Raw genomic sequence first — 25,346 nt, forward strand, 5'->3', positions numbered from 1 at the left:
CGCAAGGGGCAAGGAGCATGCCCTTAGTCGTCCACGGAGAAGAGAGGATCCTCGGGCATCACCATGATTGGTTTCTGCTCATACTGCTCGAGCATTTTCGCGGGCACATATTCCTTGTTGACCACAAGGCGGAACATATACTCCTCAAACCATCGGTGGGTCATGATGAGATAGCCGTTTACGCCGCTGTCGGCGCCCCAGCTGTTCTCCACCTTCCACTTCAAGGGCTTGCCCTGGGCGTCGAGGTCTACGGCCGTAAGCGTCATGGCATGGGTGGAACCGCTGTCGAAGGTCTCTATGCGCTGTGCCTTGTCCATGCCGAAAGTGGCTCCGAAGAGGCTTCCATAGTCGAAGTTGTCCAGGTCGAGATAGCCCCGCTTGCGGTCGAGCTGCTTGCCCACATCGTAGGAGGAATACATTTTTCTGCCGTCCTTCAGGCTGGCAATGGCGAGGCTGGCAATATCCTCCATCGGCAGGTTCAGGTATTTCCAGTTATGGCCGTCGTAGGTGTGGCGGTCATACTCCACCTCGTAGGTCTTGTAATACGGCCGGCGGGGGTCGTTCATCACCATGATGAAAGTGCCGTTAATGGCTCCGCCCACGGTTTCCCTGTAAAATTCCTTCGGAGTATAGCGCTTTGCTTCGGTTACGGTGTTGCCGTTCTTGTCGGTAAACGCATACGAGAACTCCCGCACGGGTTCGCCGAGCGTGAGCACGAGCATGCGGTATACGGCACCGAGCATTTCTGTTTTCCGGGCCTTTATGGCCTTTGCGCTCTTGCCGCCGTTCACCATTCCGCGAAGCTCAAGGCCGAACTCACGCAGCTTGGACGACACCAGGCGCGCCATCCGGCTGGTATTGTCCGAGGAATAGGTCTCCGGCATCACGCTCATGGGTACGAGCCCGTATTTCTCGGCAAGGTCGGAGACACCGCAGAAAGTGCCCCCGTCGTTGATGGGATGATGGAAGAAGAACTGCACGCGGATGTCGTCGATGGGCTTCTTGGCATTGTCTATCACGCCCTGGAGCATCAGGTTGGCCTTCTCCAGCTGGTCGTAGAAGAAAAGGTAAGCCTGTGAGAATTCCACCCTGAGCGAATCATGATGAGCCTTGGCAAAGTTGGAACGGAGCACATTGAGGCCCGAGAACATCCAGCAGCGACCCGAACTCTTCTGGTTGTGAATGCTCTGCTTCGGAGTCTCCACGCTGAAGTGCGTGTCGAAAGGCATTCTGCTGGCATAGCTCTTGGCAAGATCGTCAATGGAATTAGATGCCACGGCATTTGCGATAGCCTTGTTAGTCTGAGCGTCGCTGTTGCCTTTCGCAATCTCGGAGAGCATCTTCTCCGAGATTCCTCCTTCTTTTGTCTGGGCCTGAATGCCGCCCACCATGACGAGCAGGGCAGCCATCAGCAAGATTCTTTTATTCATTATTTTATGTTTTAGATGATGATAGTATGTGGCAAAGTTAGCAAAAAGAATTTATCCCCGCAACTTCTCTGATGAAAAATAAATATCGGCGCCAAGATTTGGAATGCTTGTAAATAAATGGTATATTTGCATTCAGAACCGCGGAGAGCCCCGACCGGCAGCGAACGAAACGGCAGACGGGGACTGAGGAAGCCGCCGCAAGAGAAGTAACATCTCAGATTTTAGTGTATAAAATCTCAGATTTCAGTAAGTAAAATCTTAAGTTTTACTGCTCGGAAGACGGCAGGCAGCAGCGACGGAAACGACAGACAGGAATACCAAAAACATCATATCATGGCAATATTCATCAAGTTATACCAGAACAAATACAACCGGCAGCACGACTACGGGAAGTGGTTTGCCCGGGTGGTACGCACCGGCGAGACCGACATCGACCGCTTGGCAGAGCACATCGAGCAGAACACCACCTTCAAGAAAGGCGAGGTAAAGGGGCTCATCATCGAACTTGTGGAGGAGATGAGACAGGAGCTCCAGGCGGGCAGGACGGTGAACCTGAACGGCTTTGGCCGGTTCCACCTCAGCGTAACGAGCCTCTCGGTGGACAAGCCCGACGACTTCAGCATCGCCCGCCACATCACCGGGGTGAAATGTAAGTTTACCCCGGCCGGAAAGCGCGACCCCAAAACATGGCGCATCAGCCAGGTGTTCAGCGAGGGAGCGGAGATCAGGCGGCAGGAGTAGGCGGCGGCTCCACCCTCCCGGAGCCAGGCCGAAGTCTCCCTCCTGCGAGCAGAAAAAACAGGTCTTTTGGTTGTTTATCTCTAAAAAAATAGTATCTTTGCAAGGTTATCAGATGTTTTAATAGCGTGGACAAGCAAAAATTCGGACTTCTGAGTCAAATCAAATACCCCGCGGACCTAAGGAAACTGAGCGTCGACGACCTGCCGGAGGTGTGCAGGGAGCTTCGTCAGGACATCATCGACGAGGTTTCCATCAATCCCGGACACTTCGCGTCGAGCCTCGGCGTGGTGGAGATTACGGTGGCATTGCACTATGTCTTCAACACGCCCTACGACCGGCTGGTGTGGGATGTGGGGCATCAGGCCTACGGCCACAAGATATTGACGGGACGCAGAGACCAGTTCTGCACCAACCGCAGGCTGCACGGCGTGCGCCCGTTTCCCACGCCCGCAGAAAGCGAATACGACACCTTCACCTGCGGACACGCGTCGAACTCCATCTCGGCAGCCCTCGGCATGGCCGTGGCCGCCAAGAAGACAGGGCATGAAAAGCGGCATGTCGTGGCCGTCATCGGCGACGGAGCCATGAGCGGAGGCCTTGCCTTCGAGGGCCTGAACAATGTCTCCAACAGCGACAACGACCTGCTCATCATCCTCAACGACAACGACATGAGCATCGACCGGGCCGTGGGAGGCATGGAGCAGTATCTCCTGAACCTCGACACCAACGCCACCTACAACCGCCTGCGGTTCAAGGCCTCGCGATGGCTGCACGCCAAAGGCCATCTGAACGACGAGCGCCGCAAGGGCATCATAAGGCTCAACAACGCCATCAAGTCGGCCCTGAGCCATCAGCAGAACATCTTCGAGGGCATGAACATCCGCTATTTCGGGCCGTTCGACGGGCACGATGTGAAGGAGATCGTGCGCCTCCTGAACCAGCTCAAGGACATGAAAGGCCCCAGGCTGCTCCACCTGCGCACCACCAAGGGCAAGGGCTACGAGCCCGCCGAAAAGCAAGCCACCCTGTGGCATGCCCCGGGCAAGTTCGACGCGGAGACCGGCGAGCGCATCGTGAAGGATTGCTCGCACGAGCCGCCAAGATTTCAGGATGTGTTCGGAGAGACCCTCCTGGAACTCGCAAGGCAGAATCCGGACATCGTGGGGGTAACCCCCGCCATGCCCACGGGCTGCTCCATGAACATCATGATGCGGGAGATGCCTTGCCGCACCTTCGATGTGGGCATCGCCGAAGGGCACGCCGTAACCTTCTCGGGAGGCATGGCGAAAGACGGGCTGCAGCCTTTCTGCAACATCTACAGTTCTTTCTCGCAGCGTGCCTACGACAATATCATCCACGACCTGGCCATCCTGAGCCTGCCGGTGGTGCTCTGCCTGGACAGGGCAGGACTGGTGGGAGAAGACGGACCTACGCATCACGGTGCCTTCGATCTCGCCTTCCTGCGCCCGGTCCCGAACCTCACCATTGCTTCGCCCATGAACGAGCACGAGCTCCGGAAGCTCATGTATACCGCCCAACTGCCGGGAAAAGGCACATTCGTCATCAGGTATCCCCGCGGCAGAGGCGTGCTCACCGACTGGCACTGCCCGTTGGAAGAAATCCCCGTGGGCAAGGGACGCAAGATTCATGAGGGCGACGAGGTGGCCATCCTGAGTCTCGGCCCCATAGGAAACGAGGTCGGGAAGGCCATCGCGCAGGTCTCCGGTGAACTGAGCGTGGCACATTACGACATGCGATTCCTTAAACCTCTTGACAATGAAATCCTCGAAGAGGTAGGCCGCAAGTTCACACGCATCATCACCATAGAGGACGGCGTGAGGAACGGAGGCCTCGGCTCGGCCGTCCTCGAGTGGATGGCCGACCATGGATACCTTCCTCATATGGAGAGGATGGGCCTCCCTGACAAGTTCGTGGAGCATGGAACCGTCGATGAGCTCCGCAAGATCGCGGGCATCGACACCGACTCTATTGTCAGAGCCTTGAAAGGTATCGGCTAACGCAAAACAGCAAAAAGGAAAAAAGGAAATCAGATATGAAGATAGTCATTGCGGGCGCGCACGCCATCGGGCGCCATCTGGCACGCCTCCTCTCACGCAACAAGGAAGATATCACGCTGATAGACGAAGACCCGGAACGCCTCGCGCGAATAGGCTCAGACTACGACCTCCTCACCATGGAGGCCGCTCCCAACAGCGTGAAAACCCTCAAGAACGCGAATGTAGATGACGCAGACCTGTTCATCGCGGTAACCCTCGACCAGAGCCGCAACCTCAACTGCTGCATCTTAGCCAAGGCGTTGGGCGCAAGGAAGACGGTGGCCAAAATCGACAGCGACGAGCTCTCGGAGACCGGCATGCAGGAGTTTTTCGCCAAATTGGGCGTCGATTCGCTCATCTATCCTGAGGCCTTGGCCGCCAAGGAGATAAACAACGGCCTGAAGATGTCGTGGGTCCGCCAGCGCTGGGATGTCCACGACGGCGCCCTGATCATGTTGGGCGTCAAGCTCAGGGAGACCTGCGAAATCCTGAATCAGCCCCTCAAGGACCTCTGCGGCCCCGAAGACCCCTATCATGTGGTGGCCATCAAGCGAGGCAGAGAGACCATTATCCCCGGTGGAAACGATGAACTGAAGCTCTATGACTTGGCTTATTTCATGACGACAAAGCAATATATCCCCTATATTCGCAAGATTTCGGGCAAGGAACACTATGTTGATGTAAAGAATGTGATGATTATGGGCGGCGGAAACACTACCGTGCGGACGGTGGACACGATGCCCGAATACATGGACGCGAAGATCATCGAACTCAGCCTGGAGCGCTGCGAACAGCTCAACGAACTGCTCGAAGGCGACAAGACGCTCGTCATCAACGGAGACGGGCGCGATGTCGGCCTACTCAACGAAGAAGGAATCAAGAACACGCAGGCCTTTGTGGCCCTAACCGGTAATGCCGAGACCAACATCCTCGCATGCCTCACAGCCAAGCGAATGGGGGTGAGGAAGACCGTGGCCATGGTCGATAACCTCAACTATATGAGCATGGCAGAGAGCCTAGATATCGGTACGATCATCAACAAACGCATCATCGCGGCGGGCAAGATCTATCAGATGATGCTTGATGCAGACGTCATGAACGTAACTTTCCTTACCAATGCCGATGCCGATGTGGCAGAGTTCATCCCCAAGGAAGGCTGCAAGATCACCCGAAAAGTGGTAAAGGATCTCGGCTTGCCACCAGGAGTAACCATCGGTGGACTGGTGAGAAACGGAGAGGGAATGCTCGTTTCGGGTAACACGCAGATACAGGCCGGCGACTCGGTGATGGTATTCTGCAGCGACATTAACATCAAGAGGGTAGAGAAACTATTTATATGATCAATTGGAAAATCATCTACAAGGTACTCGGCTCGCTGCTGTTCATCGAAGCCCTGCTGCTGTTCTGTTGCTCGCTGATGGCCTTCTTCTATGAGGAAGACGACTTTCTAGCGTTTGCGATATCGCTCGTGGTAACGGTGTTCTTCGGTTTCATGCTCCGACTGGTGGGCAGGGAGGCCGACAACAACCTGTCGCGCAGGGAGGCTTATCTTGTTGTTACACTCTCTTGGATCATCTTCAGCCTCTTCGGGACGCTGCCTTTCCTGATCAGCGGATATATCTCCGACTTCACGGATGCTTACTTCGAGACCATGTCGGGGTTCACTACCACAGGGGCAACGATCCTCGACGACGTGGAGATCCTGCCTCACGGATTGCTCTTCTGGCGGTCGCTGACCCAGTGGATAGGTGGCCTAGGTATCGTTTTCTTTACCATCGCGTTGCTCCCTTCGATGGTGGGAGGATCGGTAAAGGTATTCGCCGCCGAAGCTACAGGTCCCATTAAGTCGAAGCTGCACCCACGTCTTTCTGTCAGCGCAAAGTGGATTTGGTTGGTCTATCTAGTGCTTACAATAGCGTGTGCAGGGAGCTATATACTCTTCGGAATGGACTGGTTTGACGGCATCAACTATGCCATGACAAGCACGGCAACGGGCGGTTTCTCTACTCACAACAGCAGTACGGAGTTCTTCAACTCGCCCGCATTGGAGTACATTTGCACCCTTTTCTGCTTTCTCTCTGGCATTAACTTCATGCTGCTCTACTTCTCCGTAACCAAACTGAAGATAGGAAGCCTCTTCAAAAACCCCGAATTCAAGTTCTATCTCTTGTGCATAGCAGGCTTCACAGCCTTTATCATGGCAGAACTCATCATTCGCAAGGACTACGATATGGAACATGCGTTCCGTAGCGGAGTGTTCCAAGTGGTCTCGTTCATCACCACTACCGGGCTCTTCAACGACGACGCGGGCCGATGGCCTCATGTAACTTGGGTGATCCTGGCCGCCTGCATGTTCTTTGGCGGCTGCTCCGGGTCCACGGCCGGAGGTCTCAAGGCCGTGAGAGGGGTGATGCTCCTGAAGACCGTAAAGAACGAATTCCGACAGATGCTGCACCCCAACGCCGTGTTGCCGATGAAGATCAACGGCACGAATGTTTCCCAGCAGAAACGAGTAACGCTACTTGCCTACCTGACAAGCTACCTTGCGCTGTTCCTTGTGATTTCGTTTACGATGATTGCCGTGGGCATTGACAACACCAATGCCATAACGATTACGCTGAGTTGCCTCGGTAATGTGGGACCCACACTCGGTCTGGAGATAGGCCCGACGATGTCGTGGAGCATGCTGCCTGCCGCCGCCAAGTGGATGTGCTCCGCCATGATGCTCATCGGAAGGTTGGAAATCTTCACCGTGCTCGTCATCTTCACGCCACAGTTCTGGAACAAGAATTAAAATCACAAACAACATACGACATGGAACCTATTAAATTCAAGGCTCTGCTGAAGCAGACAATCTGGGGCGGAGACAAGATCATCCCCTTCAAGCATCTCAACGAAAAGCTCGACAATGTGGGAGAGAGTTGGGAGATCTCAGGCGTTAAGGACAACGAGACCATCGTCAGCAACGGCCGCTACGAGGGACGAAACCTCAACTCGGTGGTGAGGGAATTGAAGGGCGACCTTGTCGGTATAGAGAACTACAAGCGGTTCGGCGACGAGTTTCCCCTGCTCATCAAGTTCATCGACGCCCGCAGCGACCTCTCCATACAGGTGCATCCCACCGACGAGATAGCCCGCAAACAGGGCAAGGAACGCGGCAAGACGGAGATGTGGTACATCATGGACTCCGACAAGGATGCCAAGCTCTACAGCGGGCTCAAGCAGCAAATCACCCCCGAACAGTACAAGACCATGGTGGAAAACGACACCATCTGCGACGCTCTCGCCCAGTATAAGGTCAAGGAAGGGGATGTATTCTTCCTCCCGGCAGGGCGCATCCACGCCATCGGCACAGGCTGCTTTCTCGCCGAGATACAGCAGACGAGCGATGTAACCTACCGCATCTACGACTACAAACGCAAGGACAAGGACGGCAACTACCGCCAGCTGCACACCAAGGAGGCAGCCGAGTGCATCAACTACAAGGTGGAGAAAGACTACCGCACGGAGTATCTTCCCGTCAAGAACCAAGGCGTAGCTCTCGTACAATGTCCCTACTTCACCACCTCGGTCTATGATCTCGACGAGCCGATGACCATCGACTACAGCGAGCTCGACAGCTTCGTCATCCTCATCGGCATGAAAGGCGAGGGCCGAATCACCGACAACGAGGGCAACGAGACCACGCTCAATGAGGGAGAGACGCTGCTCCTGCCTGCCACGACGCGTACCGTCAAGGTGGAAGGCTGCATCAAGTTCCTCGAGACCTATGTATAATATAAGGTGCTGCCGCTCCCTTCCCTAAAGGGGCGGAGCGGCAGTTCGTTCAAAAACACGCCTCCATCTAAACGGAAAGACATGGTAAACCTGGAAATCAAAGACTTGACATTCCATTACAGGAAGTCGCATTACACCGTGTTCAAGGACTTTAACCTCACACTTTCTCCCGGCCACATCTACGGCCTGCTGGGGGCTAACGGCACACCCCGACTGGCGGGCGACAGGCTCGATAGACATACACAACGGGGATGACATCGACCAACTTCTGCTGGAGCCGGACCCTAAAAAGACGGAAGGCATCGACATCACCTGCTATTCCGTCAAGAGTCGGCGGCTGCTGAAATAGCCTTTACGAAGGCCTCCACATCCCGCTGTATCTGCCGAAACTGGTCGGAGGCCATGCCTCCGGCGTTTTTCCTGAGCATGGCAGCCACATCCTCCAGACTGTTGGAGTAGCAGCTCAGCTCGTTGCAGCGCTGCGTGGTGTGCACGCTCTGCCTGTCTATCTCCGCTTCACGCTCTCTCACGAGGCGGCCGCAGACATTCTCAAGCATGGGCACCACCACTTTGTCGAAGAGGTGATGGCCCTGTATATAGAGATAGGTGTTGTCAGCCGTAACGCCGAGCCTGCTCAAATCGTCCTTCACCTGCTGATAGCTCTGTCGCGCATTGGGGTTTTCGCGCTGCAGCCACTTGATTTTCTGTCCCACCTTATGCCGCAGCCGCTGCAGGATTTCGTCCGCCTGATGAAGCCTGAAGTTGCCTGTCTCAATGACGCGGAGGAAATCCGTAATCGTGAAGCGCCCGTAATTGGAGGTGCGATAATACCAGATATTCCACACGAAGAGTGGATAAATGGCCTGCGAATACTGACGCAGGAATTCCTCGAAGTCGAAGATGCGGTGGTCGTTGAGCGTTACCGCCACGCAGACAGCATGCAGCGACGGCGCAAAACACTGCAGATTCTCGATGGCATAGGAGTAGGTATGGAACACATAGGGATTGGAAAGGACACTTCGCGAGGTGGGCGTGATTCCCTGAATGAGGTAATCGTAGTCGGCATCGACGCAGGCAATCATGTCGCGCCCTACCTTTCCTCCGAGAAACTCCATCAATACGGCTTTCTTGCCACGCTCCAGGCGCCTGCTGCGGGTGGGCAGCATGATCTGGAAATACAATTCGTCGGTCTCGAACTTATCCAAGACCGTACGCCAGAAAAACACATCGTCGTAGCTCTCCACATAGGCAATGATCCTGTGGCGGGCATTCTTTGAGCTCAGCCTGTTGGCCGCCTCGAAGTATTGCGACGACAACCCCTCCCTCAACCGCTTGCTCATGGTTCCACCGTAATATCCGATACCTCGGTTACCTTGTCCATCCAGCCGTTCATGATGACGGCCGGGCTATGGGTGGTAAGGATGATCTGTATGTTGGGATTGAGTTCCAGGATGAGCTCAATGAGCTGCTGCTGCCAGTCGATGTGCAGGCTCACCTCGGGCTCATCCATAAAGAGCACATAGTTCTGGCTGTCTTCCACGAGCACCGTGAGCAGTATGGCCAGAATCTGCTTCTCACCGCTGGAGAGCTGATAGGGCACGAGCGTCTCTCCGATTTGCGAGAAACGGATTTCGTTTTCACTGCGCACGATCTTTTTCCCCGTATCGGCAAAGAGCTTGTCTATAATGTCCTGAAACTTCTTCTTCGGCTCACTGATGCGCTGCGCCTCGGCAGCCGCTTCGGCTCCACCGGCCTGCAGCGTCTGGATGATACGGTTTCCGATGTTCACCTGATAGTCCAGATACTTTCGCTGAAGTTGGAAAAGCTGCCAGTCGAGCTCCGTGGCAAGGCTCAAGTCCATCTTCGTTACCATGTCGGAATTTATCAGCGGACGGTCGAAAGAGCGTATGATGTCGTAGCGGATCCACTTCGCGTCCGCAGGACTGACCTTCAGCCGCACACCCTTGATCATGTGGCTGGGAAACTCGCCACCGGCAGAAAGCCCCTTCACCACCTTGTTCAGGATGGTGCTCTTGCCCACTCCGTTCACCCCGCTGAGGATGTTTACCCTGCGGTCAAGGTCCCATACGATGTGCTTCACCCCGCTCCAGAGCGACTCTATCTCAATTTGCTCAATGTAATCTGCGTATTTCTGCATGATGATATACCGATTTAATCTATCGCAAATATAATGATTTTTTCCGACACTCGCACACTTTCCGTCCCGAAATTGCGATTTCGCCGATCCAAACATGCCAACCCTGGCGACAAAGAGAACGGCGACCCAGCCACGGGGAAACGACCGCAAGGCGAGAAGTGTCTGCCTTTCCTGCTTTCAGGAAGCGGTCAGAAGGCTGACAAAATCGGCGATTTCGTCGCACAATCTCGGCGATTTCGTCGGACGATTTCGCCGAGATTGTCCCACAGAATGCCAATGCCGTGAGCATCAGCTGCCGCAAGCCCTTGCGTATTACGAATTTATTGCGTAACTTTACACACGCAAAAACAAATACCGGAAGATGGACATAGAAAACGCACGAGCCACACAAGCCCGCGACATAGCCCGCCTCATCATGGAGGCGATGAACCATGAGTGTTGCCAATACTTTGCCGGCGAGCGGCATACCCTGCAGGATTTTGAGGACCTGATGACACGACTGGTGGAACGGGACGACAGCCAATACAGCTACCGCAACACCCTCGTGGCCGTCAACGAACGGCAGAAGGTGATTGGCATCTGCGTGGCCTACGACGGCAGAGACCTCCACCGATTGCGCAAGGCATTCGTGGCAGGAGCCTTGGAAGCCTTCGATCGCGACTTCTCTGACATGGACGACGAGACCCAAGAGGGAGAGTTCTACATCGACAGCCTGGCTGTCAGCGAGGCCTTTCGCCACCGGAGCATCGCCACCCAACTGCTCAAGGCCACCGTGGAGAAGGCTCGCAAGAGGGGCGCTGAGGCCGTGGGGCTGCTCGTGGATCAAGGAAACCCGAAGGCGGAAGCCCTCTATCAGCGCATAGGATTTATTTATCAGAACGATGCCTCATGGGGCGGACACCCCATGCGACACCTGCAAATCAAACTTTGAAGATGCAAAACGAAGAGAGAAAAGGATGCCTGAGCGGTATCATACCTACACTCGGCTACCTCTGCATGCTAGGTATAACGCTCCTCATAGGAATTTGGTGGAAGGACGACTTCATCGCCATGCTCATCACGGGGCTCTTCTTCTGGATATGGATACCGCTAGGGGTCGGAGCCGTCATCACCTTTGGACTGTCGATGAGCCTCAAGACGCGGCATCACAAAATATTGCTCGGACTGGGAATCTTCAACCTTCTCTTCCTTGCTGCCTACTTCTTGTATAAATCGCCACAGCAAGACTGCTCTGCCGACATCATGGCCGAGCACTACGAACGCACCAAGCAGGGTTTGCGGGAGCTAGAAGACTATGCACGCGAGGCACTCGACACGGGAGCCTACATCCATCTGGAGTTCGATGGGAAACATATCTCCATCTTCCATGTGAAGGCTCATAACGACTCCATCGGCTCCTCCAACTGGGATGCCGACCATCAGAAAGATTCTCTGCAAGCCGTGGTGGGACTCACAACCGACGAGCTGAACAGCCTGCGAAAGCGGTTATCCGACCTCGGATGTATCTCCGTTGAGCTGCAACAGGATGCTCCCGGCATCACCATCGGGTTTCGCCGAGTGGGATTAGGCATGTACTTCTTCCGCCTTTACGACCATCCTCTGTCCACCCAGCAGTGGCAGTCGGCCATGGACGACGAGGCCCTCGTGCCCTACGATCACTACACGGTATTCGGATACGGGGCAGGAGCCATCGGCTCAACGACCTTCCCAGGAAAGGACGACTATCTGCAAAGAAAAGGGAAAGGACCTCGGTAGCATTCGTCCGAAGTCCTTTCCCCATAATTCTAATATTCCCTTTGGGGATCTAGAGAGGCGTTACAATGAGGTAGGTGCGTATAACCCAATAGCTCAAAATGCCAGCTACATAACCCAAGAAGGCTATCCAACTGATGTGCTTCATATACCATCCGAAGGTGATTTTCTCAAGTCCCATAACCACAACACCCGCTGCCGACCCGATAATCAGTATCGAGCCTCCCACGCCGGCACAGTAAGCCAAGAGCTGCCAGAAGATTCCGTCGACGGCCATCTCTCCCATTTCGGCCACGGGATACATGCCCATGCAACCGGCCACAAGGGGCACATTGTCGACAATACTCGACAAGACGCCGATGATACCGGTAACAGCATAGTGGTTGCCGTTGAATGTCTCGTTGAGTCCTTGTCCCAAAGCGGTCAGCACGCCGACCTCCTCAAGACAGGCCACGGCCATCAGGATGCCGAGGAAGAAGAGTATCGTGGCCATGTCGATGCGACGAAGCAGGTTGGTTACACGCCTTTGCGTGCCCTCTCGCTCCGTCCCCCGGCGCAATCGGCGATAGAACACTTCCGTAACCGTCCATAGCACCCCAAGCACCAACAGTATTCCCACGAACGGAGGCAGGTGGGTGATGCTCTTGAAGACGGGCACGAACATCAGTCCGCCTACGCCCAGAAAGAATATCGCCTTGCGCTGCTTGCTCGTGAAATCAAGCACCTCATAGTCTGATTTCAGGTGCAGCTCCTCGCCCGTCTCAAGCTCTCCCTTGAGCATAAACTGAAGCACGAAAGCCGGAACCACCATCGAAACGACGGAGGGAATGAGGATTTCGGAAATGACGCCGGCTGCCGTTATCACGCCCTTGTTCCACAGCATGATGGTGGTAACATCGCCGATAGGAGAAAAGGCACCGCCCGAATTGGCTGCGATAATCACCAGCGAGGCATAGATGATGCGGTCTTTATGCTCGTGGACAAGCTTGCGCAGAATCATGATCATCACGATACTGGTGGTGAGGTTGTCGAGAATGGCGCTGAGAATGAATGTCAAGCACGCTATCCTCCACAGCAGGCTGCGCTTGCTCTTGGTCTTCATCACATCGCGAACCCAGTTGAATCCGCCGTTCTGATCTACTATCTCAACGATCGTCATGGCACCCATCAGGAAGAAAAGGGTGGTCGATGTGCTCCCCAAATGATGCTCTATGATCGCCGAAACCTGGTTAAGCAACTCCTGACCGCTGAATCCCGTGATGTAACTTGACGGGTTGAGCATGAACAAAGTCCAGCAGAAAACAAACATCAAAAGGGCCACGGCCGCCTTGTTCACCTTCGTAACGCTCTCCAATGCGATGAAAAGATAGCCTAACACGAATACCACTACAATTGCGATAGTTAAAGAACTCATAGATTTATAGTTGTTTGGTTGATTCTTATTTGTGTCTGCAAAGTTAGCAAAAATCTCAAAATTTATGTCATCTTTCCTGTAAAATATAAATTAATTTTGTATCTTTGCAATATGAACTCACAAGGGACAATCCCCTCCAAATGGACTGAAAATGTCATCATCGCTGATGCCGACTATGTGGATCGGGTAGCTTTTGATCTCATCGTGAACTTTGAAAGAATGATCGGCCGCAAGATTCCCCGGGCCGACATGAGCCAGTGGGCAGTCTGCACAGCCCTCGACGGAGGACTTCGAGAAGGCAGCCATCAGACCTTGCTGGTACTGATTCACGAGAAAAAGCGCGCCGGAATGGAGAATTTTTCCCCCTCTGAGTTCGACAAGGAGCTGAATGGGCAGGCTTTCAGAGACGCCCGGCTGGGTGAGTTTCTCATCTCCTCCTATCCCGTGGAAGAACTTATCGGGAAAAACGAGTTCATGCTCGAGACTCTCAAAGCCGTGCTCGCACAGGAAGAAGTGAGGCGTATCATGGTAGTTCCGAACGCCGAAGAAGGCAACCTCTACCATGAGATTCGCTCATTGCTGCATTCTCATGACGACGAGGAGAAGCACATTACCATCTTCACCATGCAGCCCCTGCCGGGCGGAAAGTTTCGTCAGGAACTGCTGGGATACTCCCTGATGAGTGCCTTGGGAATCAAATCAAACGAAATCAAATCGCAAGAAAAATATGAGTAGAATACTGATGATTGGTGCTGGTGGCGTTGCCACAGTGGCCGCATACAAGATTGTGCAGAACCAGGATGTGTTTACCGAGTTCACGATAGCCTCCCGCCGCAAAGCCAAATGCGACAAACTGGTGGACGACATCCATGCCAAAGGCTACAAGATGAACATCAAAACCGCCGAGGTGGACGCTGACGATGTGGAGCAACTCAAGGCTTTGTTCTCCGAATACAAGCCAGACCTCGTGCTAAACCTTGCCCTCCCTTATCAGGATCTTACCATTATGGACGCCTGTCTGGCATGTGGATGCAACTATCTCGACACAGCCAACTACGAGCCTAAGGACAAGGCGCACTTCGAATACTCATGGCAGTGGGCTTACAAAGACAGGTTTGAGCGGGCAGGACTTACCGCCATACTCGGCTGCGGGTTCGATCCGGGCGTGTCGGGCATCTTCACCGCCTATGCTGCCAAGCACCATTTCGACGAGATACAGTATCTCGACATCGTGGACTGCAATGCCGGAAACCATCATAAAGCCTTCGCCACGAACTTCAATCCGGAAATAAACATCCGCGAGATCACGCAGAAAGGGCTCTACTATGACAACGGTAAGTGGATTGAAACCGAGCCCTTGGAAATACACAAGGCCCTCACCTACCCCAACATCGGGCCCCGCGAAAGCTACTTGATGCACCACGAGGAACTTGAAAGCTTGGTGAAGAACTACCCGACCATCAAGCGCGGCCGCTTCTGGATGACTTTCGGACAGCAGTACCTGAACTATCTCGACTGCATCCAGAACCTCGGCATGAGCCGCATTGACGAGATAACCTACGAAGCCCTACTGGCAGAAGACCCCACGAAGAGCGTCAAGGTGAAAATCGTTCCTTTGCAATTCCTCAAGGCCGTGCTGCCCAACCCTCAAGACCTGGGCGAGAACTACGACGGCGAAACCAGCATCGGCTGCCGCATCCGGGGACTGAAAGACGGCAAGGAACATACCTATTATATATATAACAACTGCAAACACCAGGAAGCTTACAAGGAAACCGGCATGCAGGGAGTAAGCTATACCACCGGCGTACCGGCCATGATCGGAGCCATGATGTTCTGCAAGGGCATCTGGAAGAAGCCCGGAGTATGGAATGTAGAGGAGTTTGATCCCGATCCTTTCATGCAACAGCTCAACAAGCAGGGACTGCCCTGGCACGAGGTGTTTGACGAAGACATTGAATTATAGAAAACATCAAAAGCAAAGAGATAAATGGCAAAGAAAGAAGAAAGCGCTGCCACACAGCAGAATAACCAAGAGGGCAAGCTCAAAGCCCTTCAAGCCGCCATGTCGAAGATAGAGAAAGACTTCGGAAAAGGCTCCATCATGCGCATGGGCGACGAGCAAGTTGAGAATGTAGAAGTCATCCCCACGGGCAGTCTTGCCTTGGATGCAGCCCTCGGAGTGGGCGGTTATCCCCGGGGTCGCATCATCGAAATCTATGGTCCGGAGTCGTCCGGTAAGACCACGCTTGCCATTCATGCCATCGCCGAAGCCCAGAAATTGGGCGGCATCGCGGCATTCATCGATGCCGAGCATGCCTTCGACCGCTTCTATGCCGCCAAGCTCGGAGTGGATGTAGACAACCTCTGGATAGCGCAGCCGGATAATGGCGAGCAGGCTCTTGAGATTGCCGACCAGCTCATCCGGTCGAGTGCCATCGACATCGTAGTCATCGATTCCGTGGCCGCTCTTACCCCGAAGGCTGAAATAGAGGGAGACATGGGCGACAACAAGGTGGGGCTCCAGGCCCGCCTGATGAGCCAGGCGCTCCGCAAGTTGACAGCCACCATCTCCAAGACCAATACCACCTGCATCTTCATCAACCAGTTGCGCGAGAAGATCGGGGTCATGTTCGGCAGTCCGGAGACCACTACCGGCGGCAATGCCCTGAAGTTCTATGCCTCCGTCAGGCTAGATATCCGCCGCGTTACGAGCATCAAGGACGGCGACCAAGTGCTCGGAAACCAAGTCCGGGTAAAAGTGGTAAAGAACAAGGTGGCTCCTCCTTTCCGCAAGGCTGAGTTTGAAATCACCTTCGGAGAGGGAATCAACCGCCTCGGAGAAATCGTCGACCTCGGCGTTGAGAACGACATCGTCAAGAAGAGCGGAAGCTGGTTCTCTTATGGGGAGACCAAACTCGCCCAGGGTCGCGAAGGCACGAAGGAACTCCTGCGAGACAATCCGGAGCTCTGCGATGAAATCGAAGCAAAGATTAAACAGGCTCTCGCAGACAAGAAAGAATAAGCCTCAAATAAAAAGAAAGCCGTTAGCGCATCAACCGCTAACGGCTTTTTTGTGCACGAAAAGGATGTCCGGGCACAGCAGGAAACACCACCCAACCGACGAAAAGCCGTCCGCAACCTGACAAAATCGGCGAAATTGATGGACGAAATCGGCGAAATCGTCGGACAAAATCGCCGATTTTGTCAAACTTAGGACGGCTATCAGGAATGCCGGGAATGACAAGTATGTTTGCCGGAAACGGCAAAGAGCCCTCCCGGCCACCGCCCTGCATACACCTTCTGCCGGTTTTCGAGAATACTTCTGCCGGCCTTTCGGCCAGCAGCGGAAGCCATTAGTAGCTGTGGGTAATAGTGGTCCAGGAGGTGTCGAACGAGAGGGTGAAGGTTACATCGCCGTTTCCGCCTCCCTGTCCACCGCCCGGAGTGTCTCCGAAGAAGTTGCCGCTATACTGCGTGATGACATTGCACTTGATGGGGACCGCCGTGAAGACATGCTCCACAACGGTCTCATTGTTGGCATTGAGGGCCGTCACCGTAATCTTGAGCTTGTCCTCCACGGCGTGAGGGAAGGTGAAAACCTCGAACTGGCTGCCCGCACCGTGCATATCGGCGGGCACCTCGCGATACTCCGTCTGCCGTGAGTTCACACACCCGAAGCCCGTGATAGGGTCGAAGGTAGAACTCCCGCCCGTGTAGTAGAACTTCATTCTCGTAACACTCCGGGGGATGGCATCGCCGACGACAAGGCGAAACTTCGACACCGCCCGCTTGAGTTCAAGCTCGTAGGAGCCCCCCTCAGCAACCTTAATGTCCTTTACACAGTAAAAAGTATCCGACACTTTGTTGTCCTTGAACTTTACTCTCTCCCACGACTCAAATGTGGGAATGCCCAGTCCGCTATGCGCAAGCACGATGATCCGGTAATTTCCGGCAGGAAGTGAGGTCGTCAGCGTGCCGAATCCCGGGTCCGCAGACTGCTGATGTTTGGCATCATAGACTGTGCCGTCGGGCTGATAGATGACAAAGCTGATTCGTGTGCAGGCAGCGGAGAGACCACTCTCCACCTCCGGTGCCTTATCCTCGCCCTCAAACGAAATCCGCGTGAGATCCGTAATCGAGAACCTCACCTTGATGCCGTCTTTCACCTCCGGCCGACCTTCCGGTTCCTCAAGGTTCACCTTCTCGCAGGACACCGGCAACAAAATCGCCAGCAGCAACAGACTGGAAAGTATAGAAGCCTTTCTCATCATCCCAATGTCTTATTTCAGAGGAATGGCCTTTTCGGTCTTTCCCTCCGTGTTTTTAAAGTCCAGATCAAGAAGTTCCGCAATGGTAAAAGCCACCTGTTTGTTATAGAGCTGTTCCCCGCCGCTGACCTCTCCTTTAGGCTTTACGCCATTGCCAAAGGCCATAAACCAGGTTTCATCCGACCCCGGCAGCTTGTCGCCGTGATGTTCCCAGTTCTCAGAGCCCCTTCCATGGTCGACGGTAACGACGAATGTGGTCTTGTCGCGATAGAAAGGATCGCTCTGGCAGTAGTCCCAGAGACCCTTGAGAAAGAAGTCGAAACGCTGGGCAGAGTCCAGATAGCGGCCATAACGGCCCTCGTGGGCAAAATTGTCAGTTTCTCCGAATCCCACGAAAATGAGCCGGGGATGTACGGTTTTCATGCACTCCAAGGCATAGCGATAGGTGAACGCGTCATAGCGGACATCTCCCCAGGGGTGTGGGATTTCCTGTTCCATGAGGTCGTAGTATTCTTCCGCCTGGGTTTTCGCAGGGTTCTTCGACACATCCCACCCCGCATTCACGGGAATTCCGCTACGCTGCATGTTGAAAATCTCGTGAAACCGATCCCAGGTTCCAAAGCAATACACCGAGTTATGATACCAGGCAGCGCGGTTGGCAGCCTCGAAAACCGTAACATTCGGGTTGGGGAAGGCGTCGTTGCTGTACACGCGGGCGTCGTCGGGATAGCCCGCCAGGGTCTCGTTGTATCCCGGATAGGAGAAGTGCATGCCATTGGCTACATTCATCCGGCTTTCCTTCGTACGGTTACCATAGATGATGCCGTGCTCCGCCACATAGTTCCAGACGAAAGGAAGCAGCGCCGCACGCCGCTCCTCTGAGGTCGCACGCCAGAACCTTTCGTTGTTCAACTTGATATCCGAGACGAACTTCTTGTTGTTGAGCAATGCCGAGTCGGCCCCCATGAAGATTTCTTGCCAACGGAGTCCGTCGACCATGACCACCACAACTTGGTTCGTGCCCTTGCGCTTAGCTATGCCAGGCAGGCAAAGGGCAATGAACAGGAATGCTAAAAAGTATTTTTTCATGTCGTATGAATGATTATAAATGGTATTATGATTCGTCTTTAAGCAGCCTACGGGCATATTCGATGAGGGTGTCCCGGCCTCGCCGGAAGTCCTCTTGGGTGAGGCTGACCTTGTAGTCGGGGTTGATTCCGAACTCGGTGCTCTGCTGTTGCCTGTCGTACATCGGACACGCGGAGAAGCGGATGCCCCAACCGTTCGGCAGCTCACTTGAGAACGGCATGCCTGCCCCGCCGCCGGTCTTATCGCCCACGACCTTTACTTGTGGACAGCATTTCATGTATTTCACGAACTCATTGGCGGCACTGTAGACCGAGCGATTGGTGAGCAGCACCACCCGCTTCTGCCATCTCACTCCCTTGGATGGCTTGAGAATCTGCTCCCTCATTGCCGAGAAATCACTATGCCCTTTTCCCGTCTTATGCTGCATATAGCCCACGAGAATCTCCTCGTTAGTAAACCTTGCCGCCAGTTTCTCCGCGCTGGAGATCATGCCGCCCGTATTATTACGGAGGTCGATGATGAGGCCGTTGCAAGGCGCGAGATAGAGGAGAATCTCGTCCATGTTGCCGCTCCCGATGGCATTCACAAAGGTTTCGCAGCGCAGATAGCCTATATTGTCGTCGAGTACGCGATATTTCATCCCCGACGCAATGCGGTAATCCGTACCGATATACTTGTTGAAAAGCGTGTCGGAGAAGTTGCTCGGATAGTCTTCATGCCAGCTCCAGTTGCGCGCCACATCAAAACTTGAATAGATGTTCACATGCCCGTCCCGAAGTTCGGACAGCATATCGCACAACACTTCGAAGACTTGCGACTCCGTCATACCGGCATTCATCATCTTGGAATAACGCTGGTAGACTTCCGCCCAGTCCAGTCCGTACTCCTTGGCCTTATAGTCAAGGAAGCAATAACGCTGGTCGATAATGTTCCAGAGAGCCTCGAAGTTGCCCTGGGGAGTGTCGGCATGGTTCTCCTCGTCTACACATCCCGCAAGGCCCAGCAACATCGGGAGCAACATGAGGTATAAAAGACTTTTCTTCATGGCCGCATCTTGATGAGTTGGAATCGTTTGGTTACGCCGACGACGAGGCTGTTGGTATAGACATGGCTACGCAGACCGTTCACCTTAGCCTGCTGGAAGTCGCCCAGATAGCCCACCCGGAAGGTGGTGCCCCAAAGCGTAAAGTCGAAAGTGAGCAGCTGCCGCAACGACGGTGCATTGCCCATCCAAGTGGGAACGACATTATGGTCGTAGTTGCCTTGCGAGAATATCTCGTAATACGACTGGCCGTAGTTAGGTGAAAACATCACTCCCAGCAGAGGCACACTCAGTTCATAGCGCAAGGTGTGAGGGCTGTTTTTGATATAAAACCTGTAAGCGGCTTCTATCACCGGGGTGATGTTAAGGTATAGACGGGCCTGCGCGGGGTTGTTGGAGTTACGAGTGTTATAGATGAACCCAAGGTTTGCGTCTATGTTTCCTCCCACTCCAAGGGTCAGCCTGTCGGCTTCCAGCGACAGCACCCTATAGTGCCAGCCATACTGGAAGTTGTACATGCCCGCCATCTCGCTGCCATTGCCCGCCCTGTTGTCGGCATATGCCACATTTCCCTGATGGATGATTTCGCGATAAAGGCGTTTCCCCTCGTGCTCGCGAAGGGTATGCGAGATATAGCGAAGCTCCGTTCCGTTATACTTCTCAGGAGAAAGATAAGTGTCAAGAATATTCGTAGCTCCCACTCCCAGAAGCTTGGAATTGGTGATGATCCGGCCCTCCTGCGCCACGGCGGACACCGTCATCAGCACAAGAGCTGCCAGAATACAGACATATCTCTTATTGTTCTTCATCTTCGGGGAATAAGCTTAATTGTCCCGTCATCTCATCTATGATCTGCTGCCGGCTCTTCCCGGCGTCAGGATCGAGGTTTTCCTCCGCGTCATCAGCCGGATCCTCTTCCTCCGGAGACGCCTCCGGCTCGGGGAAACGAAGAGGCTCAAGCTCTTCCACGGACTTCACTTCCCATTGGGCGAGCCGCTTGCCGTGAGCCTTCACGCTCTTCAGGGCGATGAACTCATCGGCATCTATCTCCAAATCGGGCCGCCCGCTGTCTGCCCCTCCGAAGTGGACAAGGAGCCTCGGATAGGCCTGATCCGTAAGCAGAATCGGCCTGCTGTCCGGATTCTCGCCAAGATAGTTCTGGGGCTTACGCGCATATTCCATACAGAATCGCTTCACATACACACGGTTCTGGTTGTCGGCATCGCGCAAGACGGCCGTCCATATCTTATGTTCATCCCACTTCTCAAGAATCCTGATATCGCCCTCATAGTGGTTGTTCGGGTCGAAATTGGTGAAGTAGAACTCTCCGCCGGCGAGTACTACGAGGATGTGTTCTCCGTCGTTGAACTCTCCGAGGAAACGGCCATGCTCCTCATAGTTGATGCGGCGCACATCAGGATCGAACCAAACCTTGCGTCCCCCGAGGGTGGAATGGCCGTGGCTCTTCAGCGAGATGCGGTGCACGGGCTTCTTAGAGAGGATGTTTCCCTTGGAGGCACGCCCCTTGATCATCACCTCCGAGAAGTCTTTCTCGATAAAGATGTTCTGTTTCTTCTTCGCGGCATCTGCCTCCAGCGTAACCTTGATGACCTCGGCCTCGCCGTTGGGATTGGCCGTCAAGTACATGACCTTCGACCCATCCCTGCCCTGCGTGAGGTCATACTCGCGGTCGCGGATAAGCGTGGGCACATTGAATCGCTTGATATAGTAAAAGCCCTTGCGGCCATCGCGGTACACGGCATTGTATATCGTGCGCTTGTCGTTGCGCTTGAAAACCTGAGCCCAGATGACTCCCTTGCCCACAAAAAGCTTCTCGGCCACCTTCACCACCTTGTATTTCCCATCCCGATAAAAGAGGATGATGTCATCAATATCCGAACAGTTGCATACGAATTCGTCCTTCTTCAGGCCTGTTCCGATGAATCCTTCCTGTCGGTTGATATAGAGTTTCTCGTTGGCCTCGACCACTTTCGTAACCTCAATGGTATCGAAACTGCGAATCTCCGTCTTGCGCAAGTGGTCTCCGCCGTATTTCTGCTTCAGGTATTTAAACCAGTCGATGGTAACCTTCACCATCTGCCCGAGATCCTTATCGATGTCGGCGATTTCCGCCTTTATCTTCGCAAGCAACTCGTCGGCCTTGTCTTTGTTGAACTTCAGGATGCGCTGCATCTTTATTTCAAGCAACTTCAGGATATCGTCGCGCGTTATCTCGCGGATAAAGTCTTTCTTGAAAGGCTCCAGTTTTGTGTCGATAAACTCCACCACGGCATCCTGATTGGGGGCGGTCTCGAACTTCTTTTCCTTATAGATACGCTCCTCTATGAAGATGCGCTCCAGCGAATTGTAGAAGAGCTGCTCCTCTAATTCCCCCTTGCGGATAAGGAGCTCCTTGCGCAGCAGCCCCATCGTGCGGTCGGTGCTGTGGCGGAGCACATCTGAGACGGCAAGGAACTGCGGCTTGTTATCTTCTATCACGCAGCAGTTGGGCGAGATGTTGGTCTCACAGTCGGTAAAGGCATAGAGCGCGTCCATCGTCTTGTCGCTCGACACGCCGGGAGCCAGATGGAGCTGGATTTCCACCTCCGAGGCCGTCATGTCTTCCACCTTGCGAATCTTCAGCTTGCCTTTCTCCACTGCCTTCGTGATGCTTTCCTGTAACGAGATGGCCGTTTTGCCGAACGGGATCTCGCGGATGACGAGCGTCTTGGAGTCTAATTTCTCAATCTTTGCACGCACCTTGAGCACGCCGCCACGCTGTCCGTCGTTGTACTTCGAGACATCAATCGCGCCTCCCGTGGGGAAATCGGGGTAAAGCTGGAACTTCTCACCCTTAAGATAACTGATGGCGGCATCGCAAATCTCGTTCATGTTATGCGGCAGTATCTTACTGCTCAGCCCCACGGCGATGCCCTCCGCACCCTGCGCAAGCAACAGGGGGAACTTCACCGGGAGCGTAATGGGCTCCTTGTTTCGTCCGTCGTAGGAGAGCTGCCACTCCGTGGTCTTGGGGTTGAACACCGTCTCCAATGCAAACTTCGACAGCCTTGCCTCGATGTATCGGGGAGCGGCCGCACGGTCGCCGGTCAGGATATTGCCCCAGTTACCCTGCGTGTCTACGAGCAGATCCTTCTGTCCCATCTGCACCAGGGCGTCTCCGATGGAAGCGTCGCCGTGCGGATGAAACTGCATGGTATGGCCCACGATATTGGCCACCTTGTTGTATCGCCCGTCGTCCATGCGCTTCATGGAGTGCAGGATGCGGCGTTGCACGGGCTTCAGACCGTCCTCTATGTGGGGCACCGCCCGCTCCAGGATGACATAACTGGCATAGTCGAGGAACCAGTTCTTGTACATTCCGCTCAGATGATGCACCGCCGAGGCATCAAACCGATCGGCAGGCCTGTAGTCGGAATGCTGGTCTACCTCCAGTTCCTCTTCTTGCGTATTGTCGTCAAAAGTCTTCTCGTCGTCCATATATGAAGTAGGTTTGTCGGGCAAAGATAAGCATTTTTTCACAGAATGGCAAGAAAACCCGACAAGAATCCATAAAAATAGGTAGCCCACAAGGTCTACGCAGGAGATCTTTAAAGAATCCGCCCCGGGTAGAGATATCGTTCTGGGCACTTGTTTCTGTTATTGAAATGCCGAGTTTCGGCTGCAGAGACTGATCCGGAAAGCCGTCGACATAATTCCGAGAGACCGCTAAAAGGGGCATAAGAGCTACCCGGAGCAGGGAGAGAAAACGAAAAGGGCCGGCCATTCTCTTGACGACGGCCGGTCCTCTATGGCACAATTGTACTTACCAGTTTGGGTTCTGGCCAAGTTTTTTGTTCAGCGTAAGTTCCTGCGTAGGTATGGGAAGCAACCAACGGCGGTCTTTGTCAGACCACTTACGGCCGGCATCATCGAGCGACTTGGAAGCCTTATATTGATATAGGTACTTTGCTCCTTGATAGTCGATGGTAGGCCGCGCATTCTCACCTGTAAATGTATTGGCGGGATACTGGCTTATGACCGTAGGCGTAATCTTTATTCCGAACATGGTTTTGGGATTCTCCATCACCTTCATTCCGTTCCAGCGCTTCAGGTCGTCCATGCGAAAACCCTCGGCTATGAGCTCAATGCGGCGTTCACGGCGAATCTCATAGAGGAGGTTGGAGAGCGTATACCCATAGTCTATAGGCCGTGCGTCGGCAACGGGAGAAGTGGTAAGGTGGACCATCTCCACACGGTCGCGCAGCTTGTTGACCGTCTTGTCGAGCACCTCTTGCGTGCAAGTGCCAAGTTCGGCGTTGGCTTCGGCATTAATCAGAAGAACTTCCGCATAACGATAGACAAACCAGTCGTAGGTGGAGTTGTTTGCCTCCTGCTGTGTGGTGTTGGCCGCATGGAACTTCGCGCACTGGTAGCCGGTAACGCCCTTGCTGGATCCCACGGCGTTGGCCAGTTCATTCTGTATCCTTTCCCCATTGCGCACATAATAAGGGCGATGGTTGTTATCTATAATCTGATACATACGAGGGTCGCGATCGGCAAGCTCCGCGTCCATATCCTCGTCGCCATGATAGCCAGAGCCAGTATTATAGATGGGTGTCCCATCCTTCATCAAGAACGACTCCGCGAAATCTTTGCTCAAACCGAGCCCATGCTCCTGCACCTGCCGACCCAGCTGATGCGTAAGGACATTGGCCTTGTAGAAGCGTGCCAAGATACATTCCTTGTTCGAAGAAAGATCTTCCTGCGTGAAGAGATTGGAATAATAGAGAGGATAACCGGCGTAGGCAAGTTGGTCGCAACCGCTGTCCTCTCCCTTCACGATATCATAGTTACCGGAGCTGATGATGGTATTGGTCAGCGTCACGGCCTTCTCAAGCAGGGTCTGGGAGGTCAGGCTGCCCGTCCCGGCCTCATGATGATACTTCTTATAGGTGCCGAAGTAAAGGCATATCCGAGCCAACTGTGTCCGTGCTGCATCCTTGTTCAGGCGGCCGCTCTCCGCCAGCGACTTTTCCGGCAGGTGCTCGATGGCATACTCGAAGTCCTCAATCACATGCCCCAAGACCTCGTCCTTGTTATCACGAACCTTGTACAGTTCTTCCCGATCGGTAGTCTGGAGGTCCTTGTCATACCATGGCACATCGCCATAAGCTTTGATGAGGTCAAAATAAACCAGGCCTCTGAAGAACCTTACTTCTGCTACATACCGGTTGATTTCCGCCTCCGATCCCGTTGCGCGGCTATAACGCTTGAGGAAATAGTTACAGCTCCGCACATCTCCCCAATACCATTTGTTATAGGATGTAACGGCAGGCGTTGCGCCCGGAGCCTCTTCCGGAATCGTAAGTTCATTGAAAAGATAGGAGCTGTAATTGGTGGTAACGAAGTTATCACTCTCTCCGTCGAGGCTGGGATTCGGACTGCTTAGCAAGCCATACAGCCCGTTTGCATAGAGTTTCAGGTCGTTTGGCGTGTTCCAATAGGTTTCATCCGTGAAGGAATCCATAGGAGCCAGGTCGGTATAGTCCTTGCAAGCCCAGAGCGTCCCTGCCATAAGGAACAAATAAATATAATGTTTGAATTTCATAGGAAAT

At 53.9% G+C, this 25,346-nt stretch carries 21 protein-coding genes; 11 read left to right on the forward strand and 10 right to left on the reverse strand.

The genetic code is table 11. The features are described 5' to 3' along the window. Positions 1–23: 23 nt before the first annotated feature. The gene (locus C7120_RS01970) at positions 24–1,430 is read right to left on the reverse strand and encodes an aminopeptidase C (protein ID WP_107620158.1); all 1,407 of its coding nucleotides are present in this window, start codon (positions 1,428–1,430) and stop codon (positions 24–26) included. Positions 1,431–1,763: 333 nt separating this feature from the next. Between C7120_RS01970 and C7120_RS01975 the strand changes: the two genes are divergently transcribed. The 6 genes from C7120_RS01975 (at position 1,764) to C7120_RS13870 (ending at position 8,260) form a co-directional block, all read left to right on the forward strand. Continuing rightward, entirely contained in the window at positions 1,764–2,171 is a 408-nt protein-coding gene (locus C7120_RS01975; RefSeq protein WP_107620159.1) for an HU family DNA-binding protein, read from the forward strand. A 125-nt stretch (positions 2,172–2,296) separates the two neighbouring features. Next, complete coding sequence (gene dxs / locus C7120_RS01980; RefSeq protein ID WP_107620160.1) at positions 2,297–4,189, forward strand: 1-deoxy-D-xylulose-5-phosphate synthase; 1,893 nt, start codon at positions 2,297–2,299, stop codon at positions 4,187–4,189. A gap of 35 nt (positions 4,190–4,224) precedes the next feature. Next, complete coding sequence (trkA, locus tag C7120_RS01985; protein ID WP_107620161.1) at positions 4,225–5,568, forward strand: Trk system potassium transporter TrkA; 1,344 nt, start codon at positions 4,225–4,227, stop codon at positions 5,566–5,568. Then, on the forward strand, positions 5,565–7,022 hold the full coding sequence (locus tag C7120_RS01990; RefSeq protein ID WP_107620162.1) for a TrkH family potassium uptake protein: 1,458 nt from the start codon (positions 5,565–5,567) through the stop codon (positions 7,020–7,022). Before trkA ends, C7120_RS01990 begins: the two co-directional genes overlap by 4 nt. Positions 7,023–7,042: 20 nt before the next feature. Further along, entirely contained in the window at positions 7,043–8,005 is a 963-nt protein-coding gene (locus C7120_RS01995) for a type I phosphomannose isomerase catalytic subunit (RefSeq protein WP_107620163.1), read from the forward strand. Between the two features lie 81 nt (positions 8,006–8,086). Continuing rightward, entirely contained in the window at positions 8,087–8,260 is a 174-nt protein-coding gene (locus C7120_RS13870) for a hypothetical protein (protein WP_158267339.1), read from the forward strand. Between the two features lie 68 nt (positions 8,261–8,328). Here the strand turns inward: C7120_RS13870 and C7120_RS02000 are convergent, their stop codons facing one another. Next, a complete protein-coding gene (locus C7120_RS02000; protein ID WP_107620164.1) occupies positions 8,329–9,345 on the reverse strand; it encodes a DUF4435 domain-containing protein in 1,017 nt (338 codons plus the stop codon). Next, entirely contained in the window at positions 9,342–10,163 is an 822-nt protein-coding gene (locus C7120_RS02005; protein WP_107620165.1) for an AAA family ATPase, read from the reverse strand. Before C7120_RS02005 ends, C7120_RS02000 begins: the two co-directional genes overlap by 4 nt. A gap of 361 nt (positions 10,164–10,524) precedes the next feature. On the opposite strand from C7120_RS02005, the gene C7120_RS02010 reads away from it, so the two are divergent. Together C7120_RS02010 and C7120_RS02015 are read left to right on the forward strand one after the other, a co-directional pair. After that, positions 10,525–11,094 (forward strand): GNAT family N-acetyltransferase, encoded by a 570-nt coding sequence (locus C7120_RS02010; RefSeq protein WP_107620166.1) that lies wholly within the window; start codon positions 10,525–10,527, stop codon positions 11,092–11,094. Between the two features lie 2 nt (positions 11,095–11,096). Next, on the forward strand, positions 11,097–11,918 hold the full coding sequence (locus tag C7120_RS02015) for a hypothetical protein (protein WP_107620167.1): 822 nt from the start codon (positions 11,097–11,099) through the stop codon (positions 11,916–11,918). A 49-nt stretch (positions 11,919–11,967) separates the two neighbouring features. Here the strand turns inward: C7120_RS02015 and nhaD are convergent, their stop codons facing one another. Then, the gene (gene nhaD, locus C7120_RS02020) at positions 11,968–13,329 is read right to left on the reverse strand and encodes a sodium:proton antiporter NhaD (RefSeq protein ID WP_107620168.1); all 1,362 of its coding nucleotides are present in this window, start codon (positions 13,327–13,329) and stop codon (positions 11,968–11,970) included. Between the two features lie 111 nt (positions 13,330–13,440). Between nhaD and C7120_RS02025 the strand changes: the two genes are divergently transcribed. Genes C7120_RS02025 through recA form a run of 3 tightly spaced genes read left to right on the forward strand, consistent with a single transcriptional unit; the run spans position 13,441 to position 16,354 of the window. Continuing rightward, positions 13,441–14,064, forward strand: coding sequence for a DUF6621 family protein (locus C7120_RS02025; protein WP_107620169.1), 624 nt, complete (start codon positions 13,441–13,443; stop codon positions 14,062–14,064). Continuing rightward, on the forward strand, positions 14,057–15,295 hold the full coding sequence (locus tag C7120_RS02030; protein WP_107620170.1) for a saccharopine dehydrogenase family protein: 1,239 nt from the start codon (positions 14,057–14,059) through the stop codon (positions 15,293–15,295). Before C7120_RS02025 ends, C7120_RS02030 begins: the two co-directional genes overlap by 8 nt. A 24-nt stretch (positions 15,296–15,319) precedes the next feature. Continuing rightward, positions 15,320–16,354 carry a recombinase RecA gene (recA, locus tag C7120_RS02035; protein WP_107620171.1) on the forward strand — a complete coding sequence of 345 codons (1,035 nt, stop codon included), beginning with the start codon at positions 15,320–15,322 and terminating at the stop codon, positions 16,352–16,354. Between the two features lie 331 nt (positions 16,355–16,685). Here recA and C7120_RS02045 read toward each other — a convergent pair whose 3' ends face one another. From C7120_RS02045 to C7120_RS02070, 6 genes are all read right to left on the reverse strand, one after another. After that, positions 16,686–17,603, reverse strand: coding sequence for a FimB/Mfa2 family fimbrial subunit (locus C7120_RS02045; RefSeq protein ID WP_107620173.1), 918 nt, complete (start codon positions 17,601–17,603; stop codon positions 16,686–16,688). A 9-nt stretch (positions 17,604–17,612) separates the two neighbouring features. Beyond that, a complete protein-coding gene (locus tag C7120_RS02050) occupies positions 17,613–18,689 on the reverse strand; it encodes a phosphoglyceromutase (protein ID WP_107620174.1) in 1,077 nt (358 codons plus the stop codon). A gap of 25 nt (positions 18,690–18,714) precedes the next feature. Beyond that, positions 18,715–19,734: a S41 family peptidase gene (locus C7120_RS02055; RefSeq protein WP_107620175.1), complete on the reverse strand. Its 1,020-nt coding sequence runs from the start codon at positions 19,732–19,734 to the stop codon at positions 18,715–18,717. Continuing rightward, on the reverse strand, positions 19,731–20,540 hold the full coding sequence (locus C7120_RS02060) for a DUF3316 domain-containing protein (protein WP_107620176.1): 810 nt from the start codon (positions 20,538–20,540) through the stop codon (positions 19,731–19,733). The genes C7120_RS02055 and C7120_RS02060 overlap by 4 nt, the downstream gene beginning before the upstream one ends. Next, complete coding sequence (locus tag C7120_RS02065; protein ID WP_107620177.1) at positions 20,527–23,229, reverse strand: DNA gyrase/topoisomerase IV subunit A; 2,703 nt, start codon at positions 23,227–23,229, stop codon at positions 20,527–20,529. Before C7120_RS02065 ends, C7120_RS02060 begins: the two co-directional genes overlap by 14 nt. 325 nt (positions 23,230–23,554) lie before the next feature. Continuing rightward, positions 23,555–25,339 (reverse strand): RagB/SusD family nutrient uptake outer membrane protein, encoded by a 1,785-nt coding sequence (locus C7120_RS02070; protein ID WP_107620178.1) that lies wholly within the window; start codon positions 25,337–25,339, stop codon positions 23,555–23,557. Positions 25,340–25,346: the final 7 nt, after the last annotated feature.

This window comes from Prevotella sp. oral taxon 376 (assembly GCF_003043945.1).
Classification (GTDB): Bacteria; Bacteroidota; Bacteroidia; order Bacteroidales; family Bacteroidaceae; genus Prevotella.